Here is a 22,025-nt window from a genome sequence, read left to right as displayed (position 1 = left end):
GACTTTCGTCTCACTTAATTGTGGTTGGGCGCTTGGCTTGTGTTATCTTGCTTAGCGCCTAACGCAACGCTGATATTTACCCTATAATATCAGTCTAAATAATCAAGTCGCATATGCGGCTTTTGTCTTACTAAAAATCGGATAGAAACACCATGAATTTGCATGAATACCAAGGTAAGCAGCTATTCAAAGAATACGGTTTGCCTGTTTCTGAAGGATACGCAGCAGACACTGCTCAAGGTGCTGTAGAAGCCGCTGACCGAATTGGCGGAGAAGAGTGGGTAGTTAAGTGTCAGGTACACGCGGGTGGTCGCGGTAAAGCTGGCGGTGTAAAGCTAGTTAAAAACAAAGACGACATTCGCGCTTTCGCTGAAAACTGGCTTGGCAAAAATTTGGTGACTTTCCAGACTGACGAAAACGGTCAGCCTGTGAGCAAAATCCTTGTTGAATCTTGCACAGATATCGCTAACGAGCTTTACCTTGGTGCAGTAGTTGACCGTACAACCCGTCGCGTTGTATTCATGGCATCTACTGAAGGTGGCGTTGAGATTGAAACTGTTGCAGAAGAGACTCCAGAAAAAATTCTTAAAGCTGAAATCGACCCAATTGTAGGTCCTCAGCCTTACCAGGCACGCGAAATGGCGTTTGCTCTTGGTCTTTCTGGCGTTCAAATCAAGCAATTTACTCAAATCTTCCTTGGCCTAGCTAAGATGTTTGAAGAGCTTGACGTTGCGCTTATCGAAATTAACCCGCTAGTAATCAAAACTGACGGTAACCTACACTGCCTTGACGCAAAAGTAGGTATCGATGGTAACGCACTATATCGTCAGCCTAAGCTGAAAGATATGCAAGATCCTTCACAAGAAGACGCCCGTGAAGCACACGCGGCTCAGTGGGAGCTTAACTATGTTGCACTAGACGGTAACGTAGGTTGTATGGTTAACGGTGCAGGCCTAGCAATGGGTACTATGGACATCGTAAACCTACACGGCGGTAAGCCTGCTAACTTCCTAGATGTTGGTGGCGGCGCGACTAAAGAGCGTGTAGCTGAAGCATTTAAAATCATCCTTTCTGATGACAATGTTAAAGCGGTATTGGTTAACATCTTCGGTGGTATCGTACGCTGTGACATGATTGCAGAAGGTATTATCGGTGCGGTTAAAGAAGTAGGCGTAGAAGTACCAGTAGTTGTACGTCTAGAAGGTACCAATGCAGAGCTTGGCCGTGACGTTCTAGCGAACTCTGGTCTTGATATCATCGCTGCTGAATCGCTAACTGATGCAGCACAGAAAGTTGTTGCTGCAGCGGAGGGCAAATAATGTCTGTATTAATTAATAAAGATACTAAAGTAATTTGTCAGGGTTTCACTGGCGGTCAGGGTACATTCCACTCTGAACAAGCAATTGCTTACGGTACGCAAATGGTTGGTGGTGTTACACCAGGCAAAGGCGGTACTGAGCACCTAGGTCTTCCAGTATTCAATACTGTACGTGAGGCTGTAGAAGCAACTGGCGCAACTGCAACAGTTATCTACGTACCAGCACCTTTCTGTAAAGATTCAATTGTTGAAGCGGCAGATGCGGGTATCGAGCTAATCGTATGTATCACTGAAGGAATCCCAACGCTTGATATGCTTTACGTTAAAGAATACGTAGAAGCAAAAGGCGTTCGCATGATTGGTCCAAACTGCCCAGGTGTTATCACTCCTGGAGAGTGTAAAATTGGTATCATGCCTGGTCACATTCACAAACCTGGTAAAGTAGGTATCGTTTCTCGCTCTGGTACGCTTACGTACGAAGCGGTTAAGCAAACTACTGACGAAGGTTTCGGCCAGTCTACTTGTGTTGGTATCGGTGGCGACCCAATTCCTGGTTCAAACTTCATCGACATCCTTCAGATGTTCCAAGACGACCCGCAAACAGAAGCTATCGTTATGATCGGTGAGATCGGCGGCACTGCAGAAGAAGAAGCGGCTGCGTTCATCAAAGCGAACGTAACTAAGCAGGTTGTTTCTTACATCGCGGGTGTAACGGCTCCTCCAGGTAAGCGTATGGGTCACGCTGGTGCAATCATCGCAGGCGGTAAAGGTACTGCTGATGAGAAATTTAAAGCACTAGAAGACGCAGGCGTTAAGACTGTACGTTCACTAGCTGACATCGGTAAAGCACTACGCGAAACTACCTATTGGTAATAAGCGCTAGCAAGCAAGATGTTAAAAAACCGCTCCTATGAGCGGTTTTTTTTTGCCTACTATTTAACAATCCACAAGAATTGAGTGTAACAAAATTACAACGTATGCCGCTGCAAACCTTATTTTCACGCCTTTTTGTTGTTAAATTACATAAAATGAAAAAAATATGATGTTAATAGGGTGTTGCATAATTTTTATTGAATACGTATGCAGGCAATTGTGCAAAACCGCGGTCCTCTATAGCATTATCCCGACGAGATGTATTGTCATTTAATTGTCATAAGAACAACAAAAAGACAACAACTATAACCGTATGGGACACCCGTTTTATGAAACAATTTAAACCCAACCTAATCAAAGCTGCGCTAATTTCAGGCGGTGTAGCAATGGCATCTGCACCTGCATTTGCGCAAGAAGCGAATACTGAAGCAGTTGATGAAGAAAACCTAGAAGTCATTCAGGTAAGTGGTATTCGTGGAAGCTTGCAACGTGCTCAAGCAATTAAAATGGATAGCACTTCAATTGTAGAAGCACTTTCTGCTGAAGACATTGGTAAACTTCCAGATACAAGTATTGCAGAGTCAATCGCACGTCTTCCTGGCCTTGCTGGTGAACGCCGTAACGGCCGTACAAGTGGTCTTTCAGTTCGTGGTTTCAACGAAAACTACGTAGGTACTACCCTTAATGGACGCGAACTATTAGGTATGGGTGATAACCGAGGCGTTGAATTCGACCTTTATCCAACAGAAATTGTTTCAAACATTCTTGTATACAAAACACCAGAAGCAGGTCTTATGACCCAAGGTATTGGTGGTACTGTTGATATTCAAACAGTTAGTCCGCTAAGTGCACAGAAAACCGTTGCATTCAACGGCTCTTATGAGAAAAACCAAGAAGATTCTGGAAACCCTGATTTCGACAATCACGGTCATCGTTTGTCGTTTAACTATGTTGATCAGTTTGCAGATGACAAACTAGGTGTTGCTCTAGCAATCGCTGACATGGAATCTCCTCGTCAGGCTCAACATTTCCGTGGTTGGGGCTATGCAAATGCAAACCCAGCTAATGCTGCAGAAGGCGTTGAAGTTCCTGAAGGTACAGTAATTCTAGGTGGTCACGACTCGTTCACGCGTTCAGCTATGCTTGAGCGTACATCAATTGCTTAGTGTTATCGAGTACGCCCCTTCAGATAAGCTTAAACTACAATTCGACGCGCTCTACATTGACTTCGAAGAGAATGATGTACGACGTGGTGTTGAAGAAGGTGGTGCAGAGTGGGGTACAGGTGCGTACACCATTACTGGTGTAGAAGATGGTCTTGTAACCTCTGGTTACTATGACGGATTCTTATCTGTAATCCGCAATGACTCACGTCAACAAAAAGCAGAGCTTACTACGTTTGGTTTGAATGTTGAGTATATTATCAACGACAATTGGACAGCAAAATTAGACATATCAACAGGCGAAGTTGATAAGACTATTACGGATATCGAGAGCTATTCGGGTGTAGGCCGTGCTGGTATTGATGGCCGTCCGCTTACTCCACGCGCATGGACAATGACGTCTACTGGTGCTGTTTATAGCGACCACCCAACGTTAGGTTCTGTTGATCTTGGCGACCCTAATGCGATTTTCCTAGCAGGTCCACAAGCATGGGGTGGTTCACTTGGCCCTGTTGAGCGCTTCCAAGGTGTAGAAGGTTTTGGTCCTGATACGGCGCAAGACGGTTTCGTTAACGAACCAATTTTTGATGAGTCACTAGATGCTATTCGTCTAGATCTAGAAGGTTTTGTTGAGTGGGGTATCTTCACTAAACTAACTGCTGGGGTTAACTATCAAGAGCGTGAAAAAACTAAGGACAACAATGGTGCTTACCTAACTGCACCTACTTGGCCTGATCAAGAACTAGTGCCAAATCCAATTGGTACAGCTGATTTAAGCTTTATAGGTATTGACGGTGTAATTGCTTACGATGGCCTTGGCTTATATCAAAGTGGCTACTATATTGAGACGCCTGCAGAGCTATTTGAAAACGGTCGTTTTGGTGACTCTTACACTATCGAAGAAGATATCCTGACTGCTTATGCTAAGTTAGATATCGAGACCGAAATTGGTGATGTTTTAGTATTTGGTAACCTTGGCCTACAAGTTGTAAATGTTGACCAAACTGGCTCTGGTTTCAATACAACAACTGGACCTACTGGTTTTACCGCAGTAACGCCAATCACTGATGGTGATTCATATACTGACGTACTTCCAACACTAAACTTAAGCTTTGAAATTGCCGAAAATCAGTTTATTCGTACTGCATTAGGTAAAGTAATTAGCCGTCCGCGTATGGATGATATGCGTCCGAACAATACGGTAAGCTTTACGTTCAACGACCAGCAAATTATCTCTAGCGATATTGCAAATGGCCCTTGGTCAGCGAGCTCGGGTAATGCGCGTCTTAAACCTCTTGAAGCAAACCAGTTTGACATAGCTTATGAAAACTACTTTGCAGATTCTGGCTACTTCGCTGTTAGCTTCTTCTATAAGGACCTAACCAACTGGCACGTAGCGGGACAAACAGTAGGTGACTTTAGCGATTCCTACATCGAAGGTTTCCACCAGACTTCTGGGCAGACTGACATCAATGGTGATGGTGTACTAGATGCCAACGACATCGTACCGCTTACAACGTTTAACGGTGTAGTAAGCTTCCGTGAAGACGGTCTTGAAGGTTTCGTTCGTGGTTGGGAACTTCAAGGTAGTTTACCATTTGATATGATTCACGAGTCGCTAGAAGGCTTCGGTGTATTTGCAAGTGCAACATTCCTTGATGGTCAGCTAGATAACGGTGATGCTGTACCTGGTTTGTCTGAAGAGACTTACTCACTGACTGCTTTCTATGAAAGCAATGGCTTTGAGTTCCGTATTTCAGGTACTAAACGTGATGCATTCGCTACAGAAACGCGTGCTATCAGTCTTTCACTAGCTCAAATCCAAGATTTGGGTGTTAAGCAAGTTGACGCGCAGATTGGTTATGACTTTGATGAATCTGGCATTGAAGCACTTAAAGGTCTTCGTGTTACCCTTCAGGGTCAAAACCTGACAGATGAACCTACAGTTCAGGCTAACCCAGGTGATGGTCGTCAAATTACTCAGTATGAGACATACGGTCGTAACTTCCTGCTAGGTTTCAACTACACATTCTAAGCTAAACTGACACCGCCTAATTTACTGGGCGGTGCATTAAGTTGTGTTAAGAAGTAGAAACATTAAATAGTAATTAGAAGCCCCAATTAGCGTAAGGTAATGGGGCTTTTTTGTTGTACAGCGCCACGTGGCATGTTATCAACAATACAAGACAAAAATAGCGCTATGCTTATATGGTGATGACAAGCATATGATGAATAAAGCAGTGAAAAACGTAGTAATTGTGGGCGGTGGAACCGCAGGGTGGATTTCGGCCGCAGTGATTAAGCGTCTTATTGGTGACGGCGTTGATGTAAATCTTATTGAGTCAGAAGATATAGGAACTGTAGGCGTAGGTGAAGCCACTATTCCACCAATAATCACGTTAAATAATGTTCTTGGCTTAGACGAAAAAGAGTTTTTGCGAGAGACAAACGCCACCATGAAGTTGGCGATAAAGTTTGAAAACTGGCGCGTGAAGGGCGAAAGCTATTTTCATACATTTGGTGCACCTGGTAAAAGTTATGCGTTCTGCCATTTTCATCATTACTTCAAGCGCGCACAGGAACTTGGCCTCAAGGGGTCTATATGGGATTACGATCTCAACTATCTAGCGTGTGAAGCAGGTAAATTTGCTCATATAAAGTCACCAGACCCAATTATCGAAATGCCCTATGCATATCATTTCGACGCATCGCTTTATGCGCGCTTTTTACGTCGAAAATGTGAAGAGATGGGAGTGGTTAGGACTGAGGGTATTATTACCAGTGTTCAGCAACACTCAGATGACGGGTTTATTCAAAGCGTAACGCTTAAAAATGGTCAAGTGATTAACGGCGACCTCTTTATAGATTGTTCTGGGTTTAAAGGGCTACTTACACAACAGACTTTGAATACTGGTTACGAGGATTGGTCTCATTGGCTGCCTTGTGATCGCGCCGTTGCTATGCCTTCAGAACGATTCGAAAAAACCTTACCTTATACTCGCTCGATAGCGCATTCAGCTGGTTGGCAATGGAGAATACCGCTTCAGCATAGAAACGGTAATGGCTTGGTTTATAGCAGTAATTATTATTCGGATGACCAAGCACTCGAATTACTTTCATCAAATCTAGATACAAAACCGCTGGCCGACCCGAATTTCATAAAGTTCAGAACCGGACGCCGTCGTAAACAGTGGAACAAGAACGTAATTGCCGTAGGCCTCTCTAGTGGTTTCCTAGAGCCGTTAGAGTCGACCAGTATTCATCTTATTCAATCGGCGGTTGTAAGGTTGATTCATCTCTTCCCACACGACGGCATAAAGCAAAAGCAAGTTGATGAATATAACAAACAATCTCAACTTGAGTTTGAGCAAATTAGAGACTTTATCATTTTGCACTATCACGTTAACGAACGTAACGACTCTCATTTTTGGAAAGACGTAAGAGAGATGGAAGTGCCAGAGAGCCTTACGCATAAAATTGAATTGTTCAAAGCGTCTGGAAATTTATTTAGAGAGCAAAATGACCTCTTTTTAGAAAGCTCGTGGCTTCAAGTATTAATGGGCCAAGGCGTTAACCAACAAGACTACCATCCTCTTGCAAAATCACTCTCAGAGCAGAAAATAATGGAGTTAATGCAAAACATTAAGCGAATAAAAGATGAGCCCATAGGTAAAATTTCCAGTCATGATGACTTCTTAAAGCAATACTGTGGAAGTTAATAAGCAAATGAATAACGTTAAACGCATCGTCATTGCCGGGGGCGGCACAGCGGGCTGGATGGCGGCTAATTATTTTGCTCATAAGTGGCCTAAGGACAAGGTTGAAGTCACACTCGTGGAATCACCAGATATCGGTATTATTGGGGTAGGTGAGGGCTCTACACCAACGCTCAAACGGTTTTTCAATGAGATTGGCCTTCGTGAAAGCGACTGGATGCCAAAATGCAATGCGACATATAAAGTCAGTATACAGTTTAATGATTGGAGCCCAGCATCTGGTATTAAGAGCTATCGACACCCGTTTATTTCGCAAACTGATACCTTTACGCAGCGTGCCTTCGAGGTGAACTGCCGTACTCGTAGACTAGGGTTAGATACGCATGTATTGGGAGAGGACTTTCTGATAAATGGCGCGTTGGCGAAGCTTAACAAAGCGCCAGTAACACCAGAAAACTTTCCATTTAGAATGGAATATGGCTATCACTTTGATAGTGCCCTTTTAGGTGGGTATTTGCGCGATGTTGCGGTATCTAGAGGGGTAGAACACATCAGTGCAAATATCTCCAACGTTGCGTTACATCCCAATGGCGACATTCATTATCTCGTTACAGATAGCGTAGATAAAATAGAGGCCGACTTTTTCATAGACTGTACTGGGTTTTCCTCAAAGCTGCTTCAAGATGCTTTAGGCATCCAGTTTAACTCGTATAGCGATAACTTGTTTAACGATGCTGCGGTTGTGCTGCCAACTTCTGTGCAAGATGTTATTTCAGTGGAGACTCAGTCTACTGCGCTGTCGAATGGGTGGTGTTGGACAATACCACTTCAAAGCCGCACTGGTAACGGCTACGTGTTTAGTTCGTCACACCTTTCGCCTGATGCTGCAGAAACAGAGCTCCGCGCGTTTCTAGGTCTAAGCGACGATGTAGAAGCTAGACACCTTAAAATGAAGGTTGGCCAAGTTGAAAAGCACTGGCACAGGAATTGTTTAGCGTTGGGATTGTCTCAGGGATTTATTGAACCCTTAGAAGCAACGGCGCTACACCTCGTTCAAATTTGTATTGAACAGTTCTCAAACCTTTATGAAAAAGGCAGTTTCTCAAATAAAGAGCAAAACAATTATAACGCGTTTGCAAAAGAGCGTTTCGACCGGGTGCGCGATTACATCGTTGCACACTATAAACTAAACACGCGAGACGATAGTCAGTATTGGCGAGACAATAGAAATAATACAAAGCTATCTTCGTCGTTGATGGGAGTGTTAAATAGCTGGTTTAGCCGTGAAGATGTCGCTCAAGAAATTGCAAAGCAAGACATAGGCATGCATTGGGATTCGGTGTCGTGGCACTGTTTATTAGCAGGATATGGTGCATTTCCAGCATTAGCCGCCAACCAACCAGGGCAGGGAGATCTATACAAAGAGCAAAACGTGTCGCAGTTTATCGATGGGTGCGCCTTAAATTTCCCAGCCCATCAGGCAGTGTTAAAACAATACCAATAGCCATGAATTTTAGGTGTAGGATAGCCCTCGCCATATTTTCTGATATCACAACACTCCCAACCATCACATGAAAAATGCAACGTGGTTGGCGAGTGTGATTTTCCAGCATCAATACGTGTTGTTTTAGCGAATTCGACCAACAGAAACCAACACATACAACTCTGTATTGTATAATATATTAACTCTATGCATCTATTTGCATAGAGTTCTACCCATTATCTGCAAATAGTCCATTCTGTTAACGTTTCAAATTTGTCTTACGTGGTTTATGAATTTGTAACTCACTCTGTTTATTGCCATTTATCCATTTTTGTTAAGAATATGTTTCATTGTGTTAATGAATACGTATGCAATGGATTGCTCTCTTTTTGTACAAGACATTACTATTTAACGTGAATCAAAAGTGGCGTTTTTGGGTGTGGTATTCCTAAAAATGTCGATAATAAACAAGGAATGGGACATAAATGAAAGCATTCACACCCAACTCAGTAATGGCAGCGTTGATAAGCAGCGGCATGGCAATATCAGCCATGCCGCTATATGCACAGACATCACCTGAAGTTACTGAAGACGAAATTGAAGTTGAACGTATACAACAAGAAGAATTGGAGCGGATTGAAGTACGTGGTTTTAGTACTAGCCTTATCCAGTCTCTTAACCAGAAGCGATTTTCAGACACAGTTTCTGAGCAGATATCGGCAGATGACCTGGGCGGTTTGCCTGATGTGTCTATGGCTGACGCATTAACGCGTTTGCCTGGTATTTCGGCAGTCAGGACAGGTGGGCAAGCAGCGCAAATCAATATACGGGGGTTGTCAGGTGACTTTGTTTTCTCAACGCTCAACGGGAGAGAACAAGTATCAACAAGCGGCAGTCGGGCGATAGAATTCGATCAATACCCGTCGGAACTGATAAGTGAGGCAGCAGTATATAAAAGTCCTAAAGCGTCACTGATAGAAGGGGGAATAGCGGGTACTGTAGAGCTAAAAACAGCATCGCCACTTGCTATCGAAGAGCAACATAAATTTAGTGCCAATGTCCGCGGCATGTACAATGATCGCGCCTCTGAGATTAGTGATGCCAAAGAATATGGTCATCGTATTAGTTTCTCTTACCAAGGTAAGTTTTTAGATGACACATTAGGTGTGTCACTAGGTTATGCGAGGCTATTCCAGCCAAGTGTATCAACTCAGTTTATCGGCCTTGCCTACAATGGTCTTGTGGATGTCGATGGTGTGGTTGGTGACACTGAAGGTCCAGAATCATGCCCCGAGTGTGAGTTCATCTCTGAGGGTTTCGAGATGCAGCACAAAGGGGGCGAGGAAACTCGTGATGGCTATGTTGCTGCTCTTGAATGGGCGCCAATAGAAACGTTTACGTTAAAAGCTGATGCCTTTATTTCGAAATTTGACTCTGAGGCCTTCGCTCGTGGATTTCGCGTTAAATTGGGTGGAATTAATGCGGGGATAACAAACCCCGTCATTGTGAACAACAGCGTCATCGGGGGCACATTTTCTCGCACAGACAATAGTTTTACACGTGTTGAATTGGTGAATGACGACAACCAAGATTTCGATGATGTTACCAACCTTGGTGTAAATGCTAACTGGGAAGTTACGCCTGATTTCGCCGTTCAGCTTGATGTTTCTCGTTCAAGTGCAAAGAGCAATTTTAGAAATGGTCTCTTATGGTCATTGGTGGGTGATGATGCAAACGCAGCTAGTCCAGTATTCGATGAGAATGTTCAAATTTCCTACTTGTTAAATGGACTTGATTTACCTGATCTAGGGTTTAATCAACTTGGTGCGTTTACCGATATCGACCGTGTAATGGTGAGCAAATACGGCATTTATCCTTTTGAAAACAAAGACGAACTCGATGCCTATCGCGTAGATTTTCAATACTACATCGATACCCCGATAGTGTCTGGTTTTGAGTTTGGCTACCGTTATTCAGATCGCGAATACAACAATGATCGTTCCGTATTTGAATATGGTAATGACAGCGCATTTTCAGTAAGTCAGCCTCCTTTGCGCTTAACGCCTGAAATGGTTGAACAAGTCGACTGGTCAGGCGATTTTGGATACTTTCCGAGCTATTTATCGATAGACCTTAACAGGGCACTTGACGCTTGGTTCCCCAATGGGAGACCAATACCGGCTCAAACATGGGGCCCTGGTGCAGCGGGTGTTATCAATGGACCAGGCACGGGGCCTGCCACCGCATGGACTTTGCAAGAAAGTGGAGATGTTTTCGAAACGGTCAACTCAGCCTATCTGATGGCTAACATCAATACAGAGATTGGTACCTTACCAATAACGGGCAACATTGGTGTTCGCTATGTGAAAAGTAAACAAAGTTCAACAACCCTTCAAAGAGCAACTCAGCTTATTAGCGACCCTGAAACAGGTGTAACGGTTGAATTGAGTGACCCAGTTGCTGGCGCACAAAATATCGCCGATGAAGTTGGCCTTATTAATAACTTTTACCGCCCAACAATAATCACGCATGAATACAATGATGTATTGCCTTCTATTAACCTCAACTTCAAGTTAACTGACGATACCCAACTGCGTGTTGCTGCGGCGAAAGTAATGGGAAGAGCGCCTATAAACCGGTTTGCTGCAAATGCATCAACCAACGTTGAAGTTGTAACAGCATTTCAAGATAGAGACTCTGGTGAGATAACGTTATCGACACCTACTGCAAGAGTAAACGGTAGTGCGAGGAATAGCCCTTATTTAGAGCCGTTCTATGCGACGCAATATGATGTTTCTTGGGAGTATTATTTCTCTGAATCAGAAGGGGCATTGGTGGTTGCAGGGTTTTACAAAGATATTGAGTCATTTGTTGAAGACATTGAAATAGATCCCTATGACTTTGCAGCTAACGGCATCGTTACACCAGATTCCGTTCAAGTTCCGGTTTTCCTTACCCCTGAGTTTAGTGGGCAAGAGGCAGAGTTAGCACGAGATGCAAATGGCGACCCTATTTTCGTTACTGTGCCTACAGAAAATGGTAGCTACAGTACAGCTGTTAACAATGCCGAAGGTGGCTACATACGCGGTATTGAAGTGGCTTACACACAGATTTACAACATGCTACCCGGTATGTTGTCGGGCCTAGGTGTGAGTGCAAGTTATTCTTATACGGAAAGCGAAATTCAAAGAACATTGGGCGAAGGTGTGTTTGCCGCCAATTTACCTGGTCTGTCTGAAAACGTTGCTACGTTTACGGTGTTTTGGGAATACGAAGGATTTGAGACACGTATTTCAAGCCGATACCGCGATGCGTTCGTCTCTCAGCAAGTTGCAGTAAACGATCAGGTAGTCAATTTTGACTCAGAGTTAGTGATTGATTATCAAGCTTCTTATGAAATTGATGACAACTGGAGCGTTCTGTTTCAGGTAAACAACCTGACGGATGAGCCAACAAAGAGCTATTTCTCGTCACAAGAGCAGACCTAGCACTATCCAGTATTTCGGTACACAGTACTTCTTAGGGATGACATACCAACTATGAAGAACATCACCCTAAAAAATCAAAATAATAAAACGAATGCGGATAGCTGCGATCGTTCCAAGGAGAGCTTTATGTCTAGTAAAGTTAAATTATTGCAAGCTGCTACCGTAGTAGCAAGCGCAATGCTATTAAATGGGTGCGGGGGCTCAGGCGTAGAGTCAGGCACCAACGAATTGTTAACATGCGACGTGCCAAATGTACCGAATGCTTCTGGCACTGCATGTGAGCCACCGCCACCAATACAGTGCGACGCGCCAACGGTGCCTAATGCAACTAATGATGCTTGCGTTGTAGGAGCAGATCCTTCATTACCCGCACCTATCTTTACACCTGCAGCTAATCAAGCCGTGTTGTATTACAATCGCGCATCTGTTGATGCCGATAATAGTCCCAACGATACAGTTTATGAAGGATGGCGTTTACATACTTGGAATGATGATAACTGTGACGCATATGCAGACGCCAATACAGATTGGGCCAATGGAAGAATTCACTCTGGAATCGATCCAAACTACGGCGCCTATTGGATATTAGACCTCAAAGAGGGTTATGGAAGCTGTCATAATTTCATTATTCACAAAGGAACTGATGACGCTGGTAAAGAGATGGGTGGCGGAGACTTCAAAGGGTCTCTCGTGCAAGATGACGAAACTTTCACTAGGATGAATTTTACGCTGTCGGGTGAGCCAACTGTTTTTGAATTTCCAATACTCTCACTTGGCCCACAGCCTATTGATATAGAGGGCTTTGGCGCTCACTGGTTAGATTCGAATACTATTTTGTGGGACGTACCTGAAGCAGTATCTGAGGTTAAATTGCATTACTCAGCACAAGCTGACCTTGAAAGCACGCTTGAGAATGGAATCAACGGCACCAGTGTTTTACTTCAGTCGACCGAATTATCTGATGAACAGGTCGTTCGCGCTCCTCATTTAAGTGCTATGCAAGCGTGGGAGGGGGATTGGACTCTTGAGGATGCGAGGACTGTATTAACAACCCAAGCAGTGGTAGGCGGTTACGATGCTGACGGTACACTTGTTGCTGCAACAGGCTTACAGCTTGCTAATGCGATTGATGCGATATACACCGAAGGTGAAAACGACGCTGACGAAGCCCAATTAGGTGTTGTATACAGTGATGATGGCATTATCTCTTCAGTATGGGCACCAACGGCCACAAACGTAGACCTTTTGATTTATGGCGCAAATAAGACGCTGCAACAGCGCTTGGAGATGGTGTTTGATAGACATTCAGGTGTTTGGCAACATACAGGAGATATGACGCTAGACCGCCAACTCTATCGTTTTGAAATTACGGTCTATCATCCGGTAACGGGCAACATTGAAACGCTTTTAGTTACGGACCCGTATTCGGTCTCGTTGAGTACGAATGGACGCTTTTCTCGTTTTGTAAATCTATCTGACGACGACCTAAAACCAGAGGGGTGGGACACTCACAATATTCCAACTATTTCTAACCCTGAAGATGCGGTAATTTACGAAGGGCACATTCGAGACTTTAGCGTGCTTGATATGTCAACGAGTGAAGAAAATCGAGGTAAATACTTAGCGTTTACTGAGGAAGGCACAGCGCCTGTAGAGCATCTGAAGAAGCTAGTAGATGCTGGTCTGAACTATTTTCATGTATTGCCAGCTAACGACATCGCTACTATCGACGAAGACTCAAACAATACTATTGACCTTTACGATACCGTGGGAGCGCTATGTCGCCTAAACGACAGCGCAGGGGTATGTAATGAAGAAGACGAAAACAGTGTATTGATTGATGTATACCGTTCTTACGATCCTTTAGCGCAAGCAGGAAAAGCGCAACAACTTACCAATGATTTGCGCAATGTGGATACGTTCAACTGGGGCTATGATCCTCACCACTTCAATGCCCCTGAGGGTAGTTATGCTTCGAGTGCTGAAGGTGTTGAACGTATTGTAGAAATGAGAGCAATGATTCAAGCGCTTCACGAAATGGGCTTACGTGTAGCGCTTGACGTCGTCTATAACCATACCAACGCATCAGGTGTATTTACTAAGTCAGTCCTAGATAAGGTTGTACCTGGCTACTACCATCGATATGAAGTTGATACAGGTGCAATTGTCAGAGAAACCTGCTGTGATGATACAGAGCCAAGAAACGTCATGATGGAAAAGTTCATGAAGGATTCATTGTTGATATGGACTGAACATTACAAATATGACGCCTTTAGATTCGACATTATGAGTCAAGCTACTAAAGACACCATGGTGCGCCTGCGTAATGCAGTGCAAGCCATTGACGAGGACAACTACTTCTATGGAGAAGGTTGGACAAAAATAGATCGAGGTTATGAGCAAGCAAGTCAGTTGAATATGGCGGGTACAGAAATCGGTACGTTCAACGACCGTATTCGAGAAGCCATTCGTCAAGGAAACATTTTCCAGCCCGATTCTGATGCCCTATTAAGTGACCAAGACAAAGTCAAAATGGGTATGATAGGTACACTAAAAGACTACGTGCTTGAAACGTCAGCAGGCAGCGCAGGCGCGACAAGTAACTTAGGGGGTATGCTGAAGATCCTGCCGACATCATTAACTACGTTTCAAAACATGACAATGAAACACTATGGGACCAACTTAACTACGTCCTTCCCGATAATATAAGTCTTCAAGAACGTGTAAGAGCACAAAATGTCGCTATGGGCATTAATATTGTTTCGCAAGGCATTCCATTTTTACAAATGGGCGGCGATATGCTGCGCTCAAAATCAATGGACAGAAACACCTATGATTCAGGTGACTGGTTCAATTACGTAGATTTCACCTATGAAACCAATAACTGGAATGTTGGCCTTCCCATTGCGCAAGACAATGAAGGACGTTGGGCTGAAATGGGGGAGTTCATTTATGACCCTCAAAGGGCAGCGTCAATGTCTGATATTATGTTTGCGTCAGATGTATTTAGCGAGCTTTTGCGTATACGTATGTCAAGCCCACTATTTAGGCTAACGTCAAGCGAGCAAATCATAGACCGCATCGGTTTTCACAATATAGGGTCAAACCAACAGCGTGGGCTCATAGCAATGAGTATTGATGACGGCCTTGCAGCAGAAGGCGATGCACCGCGGCCTGACCTTGATGCGATGCATGATGCAATTATGGTGCTGGTTAACATAGGTTATGAAGAGAAAACCATTTCTGTCAACACTGCGACTGGGTTTATGCTTCATACAGTTCAAATGAACTCTGTAGATGAAGCTGTAAGAGGCGCTTATTTTACTGAGAATGATGAGGGTAACGGTTCGTTTACTGTCCCTGCATTGACCATAGCTGTTTTTGTTAAGCCTCAATCAGGTGGACAAGGATATGGACTCTCTGCTTTTGCTACATCGGGAGCGCCTGACGTGGTGCCTTACGGTGATACCATTGCCTATTTAAGAGGTGATATGAACGGCTGGTCCACAGACGATGCTTTCACATATCAGGGTGATGGAATATACACCGTAGCGGTTCAACTAGAAGCCAATACAGTCTATGGATTCAAATTTGCCTCTTCAAACTGGGATACCATTAACTTTGGAGCAGCAGACGGAGATGATGGTGTGGTAACTCAAGGCGAGAGTAAAGTACTTGCCCGCACCAATAGCAATCTTTCGTTTAAACCAGAGTTGACGGCTACATATTTGTTTACGGTAGATGCCACAGATAGTGAAGCACCAGTTATTACGGTTGAGAATGAAGAGCCTTACGTTGGTACATCAGTGTTTTTACGCGGCGCAATGAACGGGTGGGGAACTGACGACGAGTTTGTCTATCAAGGTGCTAGGGTGTATACCTTTGCACGAGACCTATCACCAGGCACATACGAATTTAAAGTTGCATCAAGTGACTGGAATACCGTGAATTTTGGTGCGGTCTCTGGTGACGATTTCGATCGCAACATTTCACCTGGTCAAACACTTGGTTTGGCAAGAACCAATGATAACCTTGTGTTAACCGTAGAGGAATCTGACCGTTACGTCTTCGTTTTTGATGTTAGTGATTTGAATTCACCTACTATCGGTGTCTTTAAAGAAGCGTATTGGGGAGATACAGATGTATTTGTGAGAGGCGCAATGAATGGTTGGGGCGCGGTTGACGTGTTTAGCTATCAAGGTGAAGGTGTCTATGTTACAGAACTAGAACTTAGCGCTGGCAGCGTCGAGTTTAAAGTCGCTTCAGAAGATTGGGCTACTGTAAACTTAGGTAACCCCAATGACGCTGCATCTAACACTGTTACTGTAGATGAGGGCAAAGTACTTGGTGGTAGTAACAATAACCTACTATTAGATGTTCCAGAAGCGGGGCTTTATCGATTTACTGTCATTGGCCCAGACGGAAACGCTCCGGTACTTACTGTCAGTAAACGGTAAACAACCACGCATTCCATTTAATAAAGCCAGGTTTTAACCTGGCTTTTTTGTGTATTACTTATGCAACACCTAAAGCATCGCTTTTCATGCTGCGTAAATTCAAGCTTGATTTATGAACAGCCACTTTGCATTTTGAGAGGTTTTGCGCCATGTGTGAGCATATTGATACACATTAGAGACTCGTTGTGAATCTAGCTATTCCAATGCATATGTAAATGCCGCATTTATGCAACGAATGCATATACTTGATTTATCTTAGCTAAAGAAAGCTTATTGGAACGATAGCAAATTCCAATCGGTGTGCTTTTTATAGGTTATTGATGATAGGTGATTTTTCTGATGAGGTGGGCATCTCTACCTACTAAACTTTTATAGCCAGGGTAGTGTTGCCTGAACCTACAATCCAAAACGCCATGTGTTGGCATCTTCTTTGCAAAACTCTCTGAAAATACTCTTTGCAAAGAAGTGCAAAAATCGTAAACAGATAAATATATAAACGCTGAAGTCTTCTGAGCATAAATTCAGGTTGCAGACGATGATGGCTAGCGTGTCTTTTAGGTATAAATAGGGATACAAAGAAAATAACCCTTTTGAAATAGACTAATTATCTAAAATTGCAAAAACATTATAAAAAAGGGCGATCTAGCGGTAGATCGCTGTAAAAGAACGTGGCACTATCAACAATATAATAATAACTATTCATACTTGTCACGTGCACGCAGTAAATCAAAAAATCTCTATTGGTCTGGTCAACCCTAAAAATCCTGTAAATGTAGCGTCAATATTGCGCGCTGCGGGTTGTTATGGTGTTGCTAGCGTGTTTTATACGGGCCAACGGTATAGATTTGCGAAAGATTTTAATGCTGACACCAAAGCTTTCCATAAATCTATTCCAACCGTTGGTGTAGAGGATTTAAAAGAGGTCGTGCCGAAAGGAGCATCAGTAGTCGCTATCGAGTTGGTAGAAGGCGCCACACCATTGCCCGCATTTTCTCACCCTGATAATGCATTTTATATATTAGGGCCCGAAGATGGCAGCATAAGTGAAGAAGTACTCGCGTGGTGTGACCATGTAGTCTACGTACCAACATACTCATGTATGAATTTGGCAGCAACAGCCAATGTGTTGTTGTATGACAGGCTTTGTAAGTCTGATTACCCGCAGGGCGACGCTCTTATAAGAGATAGCCGTGATAATAATAACAGAACGAAAATTAAGTCAAGCTAGGGTGTTACTAGAACTAGGAAGTTACCCAAACGCCTATTACAAAACATATTAGGGGAACTTACATTGAAACAAAGAGCAGTAAAAGCGGGGCGTGCGCTTAACGATGCAGTAACAAGAAGACTTAAGCATCTTCCTAACAAGTTACCAGAAATGTTGAATAAGCCTCACGATAATGAAGATGCTATTACGCGATTCTTCTTTAGCCGATATGAACTCGTTGTTGCTGGTACAAATGAAGAACGTGATATCAGCTACAAGACTCGTCATAAAGTGTATTGTGAAGAAATGAAGTTTGAGCGTGAAAACGAAAACGCAGTCGAGATAGATCAATACGACGAGCGCGCTGTTACGTGTTTTATTCGGCATCTACCAACTGGCGAGTGCGCGGGCACAATTCGCCTTGTACTTCCCACAGAAAGAGGGCTTTCACTGCCGCTTGAGAAAATTTGTGGTGATGCAATTGAAAATAGCAGTCTACTTCCCTCAAATCTTCATCCTACGTCAGTATGTGAAATCTCTAGATTAGCTATTCCCAAGGATTTCCGTCTTCGTCAAATGCGAACCAAAATTCGAACATCCTTTAACAATGCGAGCAATGGAGAGGGGGCAGCAGCGTTAGAGCATTTCCCTTATTTATCAACCGCATTGTATTTAATGGTCACCAGTGTATGTGTTCACCTCGACATTAATCATGCTTATGTATTAATGGAGCCTAAGTTAGCGCGAAAGATGAGAACATTCGGCATTAACTTTCGCTCTGTTGGTCGAGAAATCGAGCACAACGGCATTCGTAAGCCTTATCGTCTTTCTCGCGATACCATGCTTCGAGAACTGTCTAAACCACTGAGACGATTTCAAAGCGACATTGATGCAAGATTGTCTGATACCCTTCAATCAATAGATGCAGCGTGCATAATTCCTTCAAAGATTTCACGAAAAGTTGCTAATGCAGCATAGGCGATAGGTTACCTTGGCTGACACAAGGTTTTAACGTTTAGTAAATTCCGCTAACTTACTATAATTCAAACATAAAAAAGCCCCAATAAAGGGGCTTTTTTGTTTCTATTTAAGATCTTGCCTTAACACCGAGATGAAAAGGCAAGGGGATTAAATTAGAAGTTTACGCGTACGCTTGCGGTAACACGACGACCAACTAGGTCATATAGTGGGTTGAAAGTCCATGCTGGTGGAACTTTATCGAACACGTTACGCATGTTCACGAAAAGAGTCGTGTCATCGTTCAAGTTGTAACGCACACCTAAGTCATGCGTCCAGATTGAACCTGCGTAAGCGATGTCGAAATCTTCCTCAGAACCCGCACCACCGAATGCTTCTGGTGTTACGTCGAAACGAGCAGATCTTTCAATGAAACGGCTAGACCAGTTGAAGTTCCAGTCACCTACGTTGTAGTCAACGCTTGTGCTGAACTGGTCGCGCGCATCGCCAATCTCGCCAGCTTCGAAGTTAGCTTCGTTTGGACGGTTTTGGAACGCGAACAAGTTAAGCTCTAGGTTACGTGTACCGAAGATGTTGAAACGAACTTCACCTGGAAGGTCTAGACCTAGGTCAGCAACGTCTGCTAGGTAACGGATCTGCCAATCGATACCGCGTGAAGTACGAGCACCTGCGTTAGCAAAACCAGAGGTAACTAGGTCAACGTCATTCGTTGTTGGGTCACGTGTGATTTGGCTACAGAACGCGTCATCAAGACCTGCTGCACCGTCAACACAAAGATCTAGGATATCTTGAGGTTGGATGAAGGTAATAGCGTCTTCAACTTCGATATCATAGTAGTCAACAGTTAGTGAGAAGTCTTCAAGGAAGCTTGGCGTATAAACGATACCATAAGTTAAGCTCTTCGCCGTCTCAGAGATAAGGTTAGGGTTACCACCTGAGATGATGTCGATACTTACGTTATCGTTAGCTTGGAAGCCTTCAGGAATACCAAGTGCCGCACAGTTAGCCGCGCGATCTGGATCTTCGTTAATGTTGTCTGCATCACACGGGTCGTTGATGTTAGCAAAACCTGGTGATTGCGGGCTGAATGCTTCGCTTACGTTTGGAGCACGAACCGCTTCACCCATCTGCGCACGAATACGAACATCTTCGATTGGTGCGTAAAGTAGGCCAACTTGCCATGCGTCAGCTGAACCAGCGTGTGAATAATCCGCAGTACGGAATGCAGCGTCAACAGATAGCTCTTTAGCAAACTCCATATCCGCTAGAATTGGAAGACGTACTTCTACGAAGAATTCGTCAACATCAAAACCACCTTCTTCGTCTGGCGTTGCTGCGCCTAGGAAGAAACCAGCTTTAGTGAATTCATCAGTACGCGTTTCAGACGTTTCAGTTCTGTTCTCGTAACCCATTGCAACGCCGATAGCACCGCCTGGTAGTTCAAAGAATGATGAAGTGTCGAAACTTACAGTTGCCAAGAATACTTCTTGTGAAATGATATCAGTACGTTCTACGTTACCCGATACAAAATCTTGTGCTGCTTGTGAAGCTTGACCAAAACCAAACGGGTTGAAAGCCACACAGTCACCACCGTTCACTAACGCAGGATCGCTATAACCTTCGCCCTGTGCTGAAGGAACTTGGCTACGACATGCTGCTTGGCCAGTAGTTGGGTCGATAACAGAGTCAACTGCTGCAACGAAGTTGCTAGGAATTAAGTCGTTCAATGTACGACGTGTGTTATCAGTTTGACCATAGTTATATGAAAGATCATAGTCAAACGACGTATCGCCAATATCGAAGAAGCCGTCGAAACCAGCAACTGCACGGAATAGTGAACGGTCGTTAGATGCAGAGCGGTTACCAATATCAGTAAAGAAACGCGCTGCGCTTACAGTTGTTTGACCACCGTCAAGCAAACGTTGACGTGTTGCTTCATCTAAGAACGCATTATCTGCAACATTAATGCTGATGTTACCGAAACGGAAAGATGGTTGGAACTGTTGCTCGATATCAGTGTCTACATACTTAAGCTCACCGTATGCACGAACGTTATCGTTTAGGTCATACTTGAAGCTAGATGCGATAGTAATACGGTCTTGTTTCGGCGTGAAGTTACGGAAATCTTCACCGAAGAAAACACTGTCGTAACGCTGGTCGAAGTTACCAAACGCGAAGCTGTTTGTTAGGTCACGGCTTACTTGGTCAACTGGTGTACCATCTGGTAAGAACGTAATACGAGGACCGCCACCGAATGGGTTTAGTACAGTGTAACCGTTGATCATCTCAGAACCAACGAAAGGACGCGTTAGACGATCCGGAATACCGTCGTCTTCTGCTGTATCTTCTGGGTTAATTACAGTACCAAATGCTTGCGCTTGTTGAAGCTCAGGCTCAAGTACTTCTGAAATACGCTGGTTTTCAATGAAGAAGGTAACGTTACCGCGACCGTCTGCAGTGTTAGCACCTGCTAGGAAGTTGTAACGGAAGCTTTCAGCGCCAATACCGTTAGTGTCAGTACTACCTTGAGCGTTGAATTCCATGCCTTCATAGTCATCGCGTAGTACGATGTTGATTACACCCGCGATTGCGTCTGAACCGTAGATCGCTGACGCGCCACCAGTTACAACTTCAACGTTCTCGATTAGAGACACTGGAATTGTACCTGTATCAACCGCTGAAGAGCCTGGAGCACCTGCTACGTGACGCTTGCCGTTAACTAGCGTTAGCGTACGGTTAATACCAAGGTTTCTTAAATCAGGTGAACTTAGACCCGCGTTGGCGTTGCTGTTGTTGTTACCGATTAGTGTTGAACCTGCACCGATAGCTGGTAGCTCAGCAAGAATACTACCTAGGTCAGGTGTGTCGAAACGAGCGAGTTGCTCTGCACCGATAGAAACGATTGGTGCTGGAGTAGAAAGCTCTGCACGAGCGATACGAGAACCGGTTACTGAAATCTTTTCAACCGCTTCCTCTGCTTTGGCTTGGTCTTGTGCCGAGTCCTGTGCGAGTGCAAAGTTGCCAGCTGAAAGTGCTAGTACGGAACCAAAAGCACAAGCAGCCTTGACCGAAAAGGCCAATTTGTTGTTTTTAAACATCGAAAGTCTCCCTGGATCTTCCTTAATTGTTTTATATATTTGTTATGTCGTCGGGTACAGACACCCGAGTGCCAATTTATACATACAAAGTCTTTACAATCAACATTCCATACTCGTTTGTTACCAAACTTTTAGATTTTATTTAGTGGAATTAGTCAAAAAAGAAACAATCGTAACATTGTGTTACAAATTAAGACGAAAATTTCGAAATAGAGGGAAGCGTGAGAGATTTTTGATAATGCAA

The 22,025-nt window shown here is 43.9% G+C and carries 7 protein-coding genes and 3 pseudogenes; 9 read left to right on the top strand and 1 reads right to left on the bottom strand.

Annotated features, from left to right (window positions below):
* The first annotated feature begins 152 nt into the window (after nt 1-152).
* From sucC to V6N89_RS11240, 9 genes and pseudogenes are all read left to right on the top strand, one after another.
* On the top strand, nt 153-1,319 hold the full coding sequence (gene sucC, locus V6N89_RS11280; RefSeq protein ID WP_025255208.1) for an ADP-forming succinate--CoA ligase subunit beta: 1,167 nt from the start codon (nt 153-155) through the stop codon (nt 1,317-1,319).
* Nucleotides 1,319-2,191: a succinate--CoA ligase subunit alpha gene (sucD, locus tag V6N89_RS11275; RefSeq protein ID WP_346992703.1), complete on the top strand. Its 873-nt coding sequence runs from the start codon at nt 1,319-1,321 to the stop codon at nt 2,189-2,191. The genes sucC and sucD overlap by 1 nt, the downstream gene beginning before the upstream one ends.
* Nucleotides 2,192-2,520: 329 nt before the next feature.
* Nucleotides 2,521-5,389, top strand: a pseudogene (locus V6N89_RS11270) (TonB-dependent receptor).
* 193 nt (nt 5,390-5,582) lie between these two features.
* On the top strand, nt 5,583-7,073 hold the full coding sequence (locus tag V6N89_RS11265) for a tryptophan halogenase family protein (RefSeq protein WP_338520261.1): 1,491 nt from the start codon (nt 5,583-5,585) through the stop codon (nt 7,071-7,073).
* Between the two features lie 7 nt (nt 7,074-7,080).
* Nucleotides 7,081-8,574: a tryptophan halogenase family protein gene (locus V6N89_RS11260; protein WP_338520260.1), complete on the top strand. Its 1,494-nt coding sequence runs from the start codon at nt 7,081-7,083 to the stop codon at nt 8,572-8,574.
* A gap of 464 nt (nt 8,575-9,038) precedes the next feature.
* Nucleotides 9,039-12,096, top strand: a pseudogene (locus tag V6N89_RS11255) (TonB-dependent receptor).
* A 71-nt stretch (nt 12,097-12,167) separates the two neighbouring features.
* Nucleotides 12,168-16,498: pseudogene (locus V6N89_RS11250) on the top strand (alpha-1,6-glucosidase domain-containing protein).
* 712 nt (nt 16,499-17,210) lie between these two features.
* On the top strand, nt 17,211-17,726 hold the full coding sequence (locus V6N89_RS11245; protein WP_338517620.1) for an RNA methyltransferase: 516 nt from the start codon (nt 17,211-17,213) through the stop codon (nt 17,724-17,726).
* A gap of 63 nt (nt 17,727-17,789) precedes the next feature.
* Nucleotides 17,790-18,683 (top strand): PEP-CTERM/exosortase system-associated acyltransferase, encoded by an 894-nt coding sequence (locus V6N89_RS11240; RefSeq protein ID WP_338517619.1) that lies wholly within the window; start codon nt 17,790-17,792, stop codon nt 18,681-18,683.
* 155 nt (nt 18,684-18,838) lie between these two features.
* Here the strand turns inward: V6N89_RS11240 and V6N89_RS11235 are convergent, their stop codons facing one another.
* A complete protein-coding gene (locus V6N89_RS11235) occupies nt 18,839-21,781 on the bottom strand; it encodes a TonB-dependent receptor domain-containing protein (protein ID WP_346992702.1) in 2,943 nt (980 codons plus the stop codon).
* Nucleotides 21,782-22,025 lie beyond the last annotated feature (244 nt).

It is taken from the genome of Alteromonas gracilis, from assembly GCF_036870955.2.
Lineage (GTDB): Bacteria > Pseudomonadota > Gammaproteobacteria > Enterobacterales > Alteromonadaceae > Alteromonas > Alteromonas gracilis_A.
This window is presented reverse-complemented; position numbering and strand designations above follow the sequence as displayed.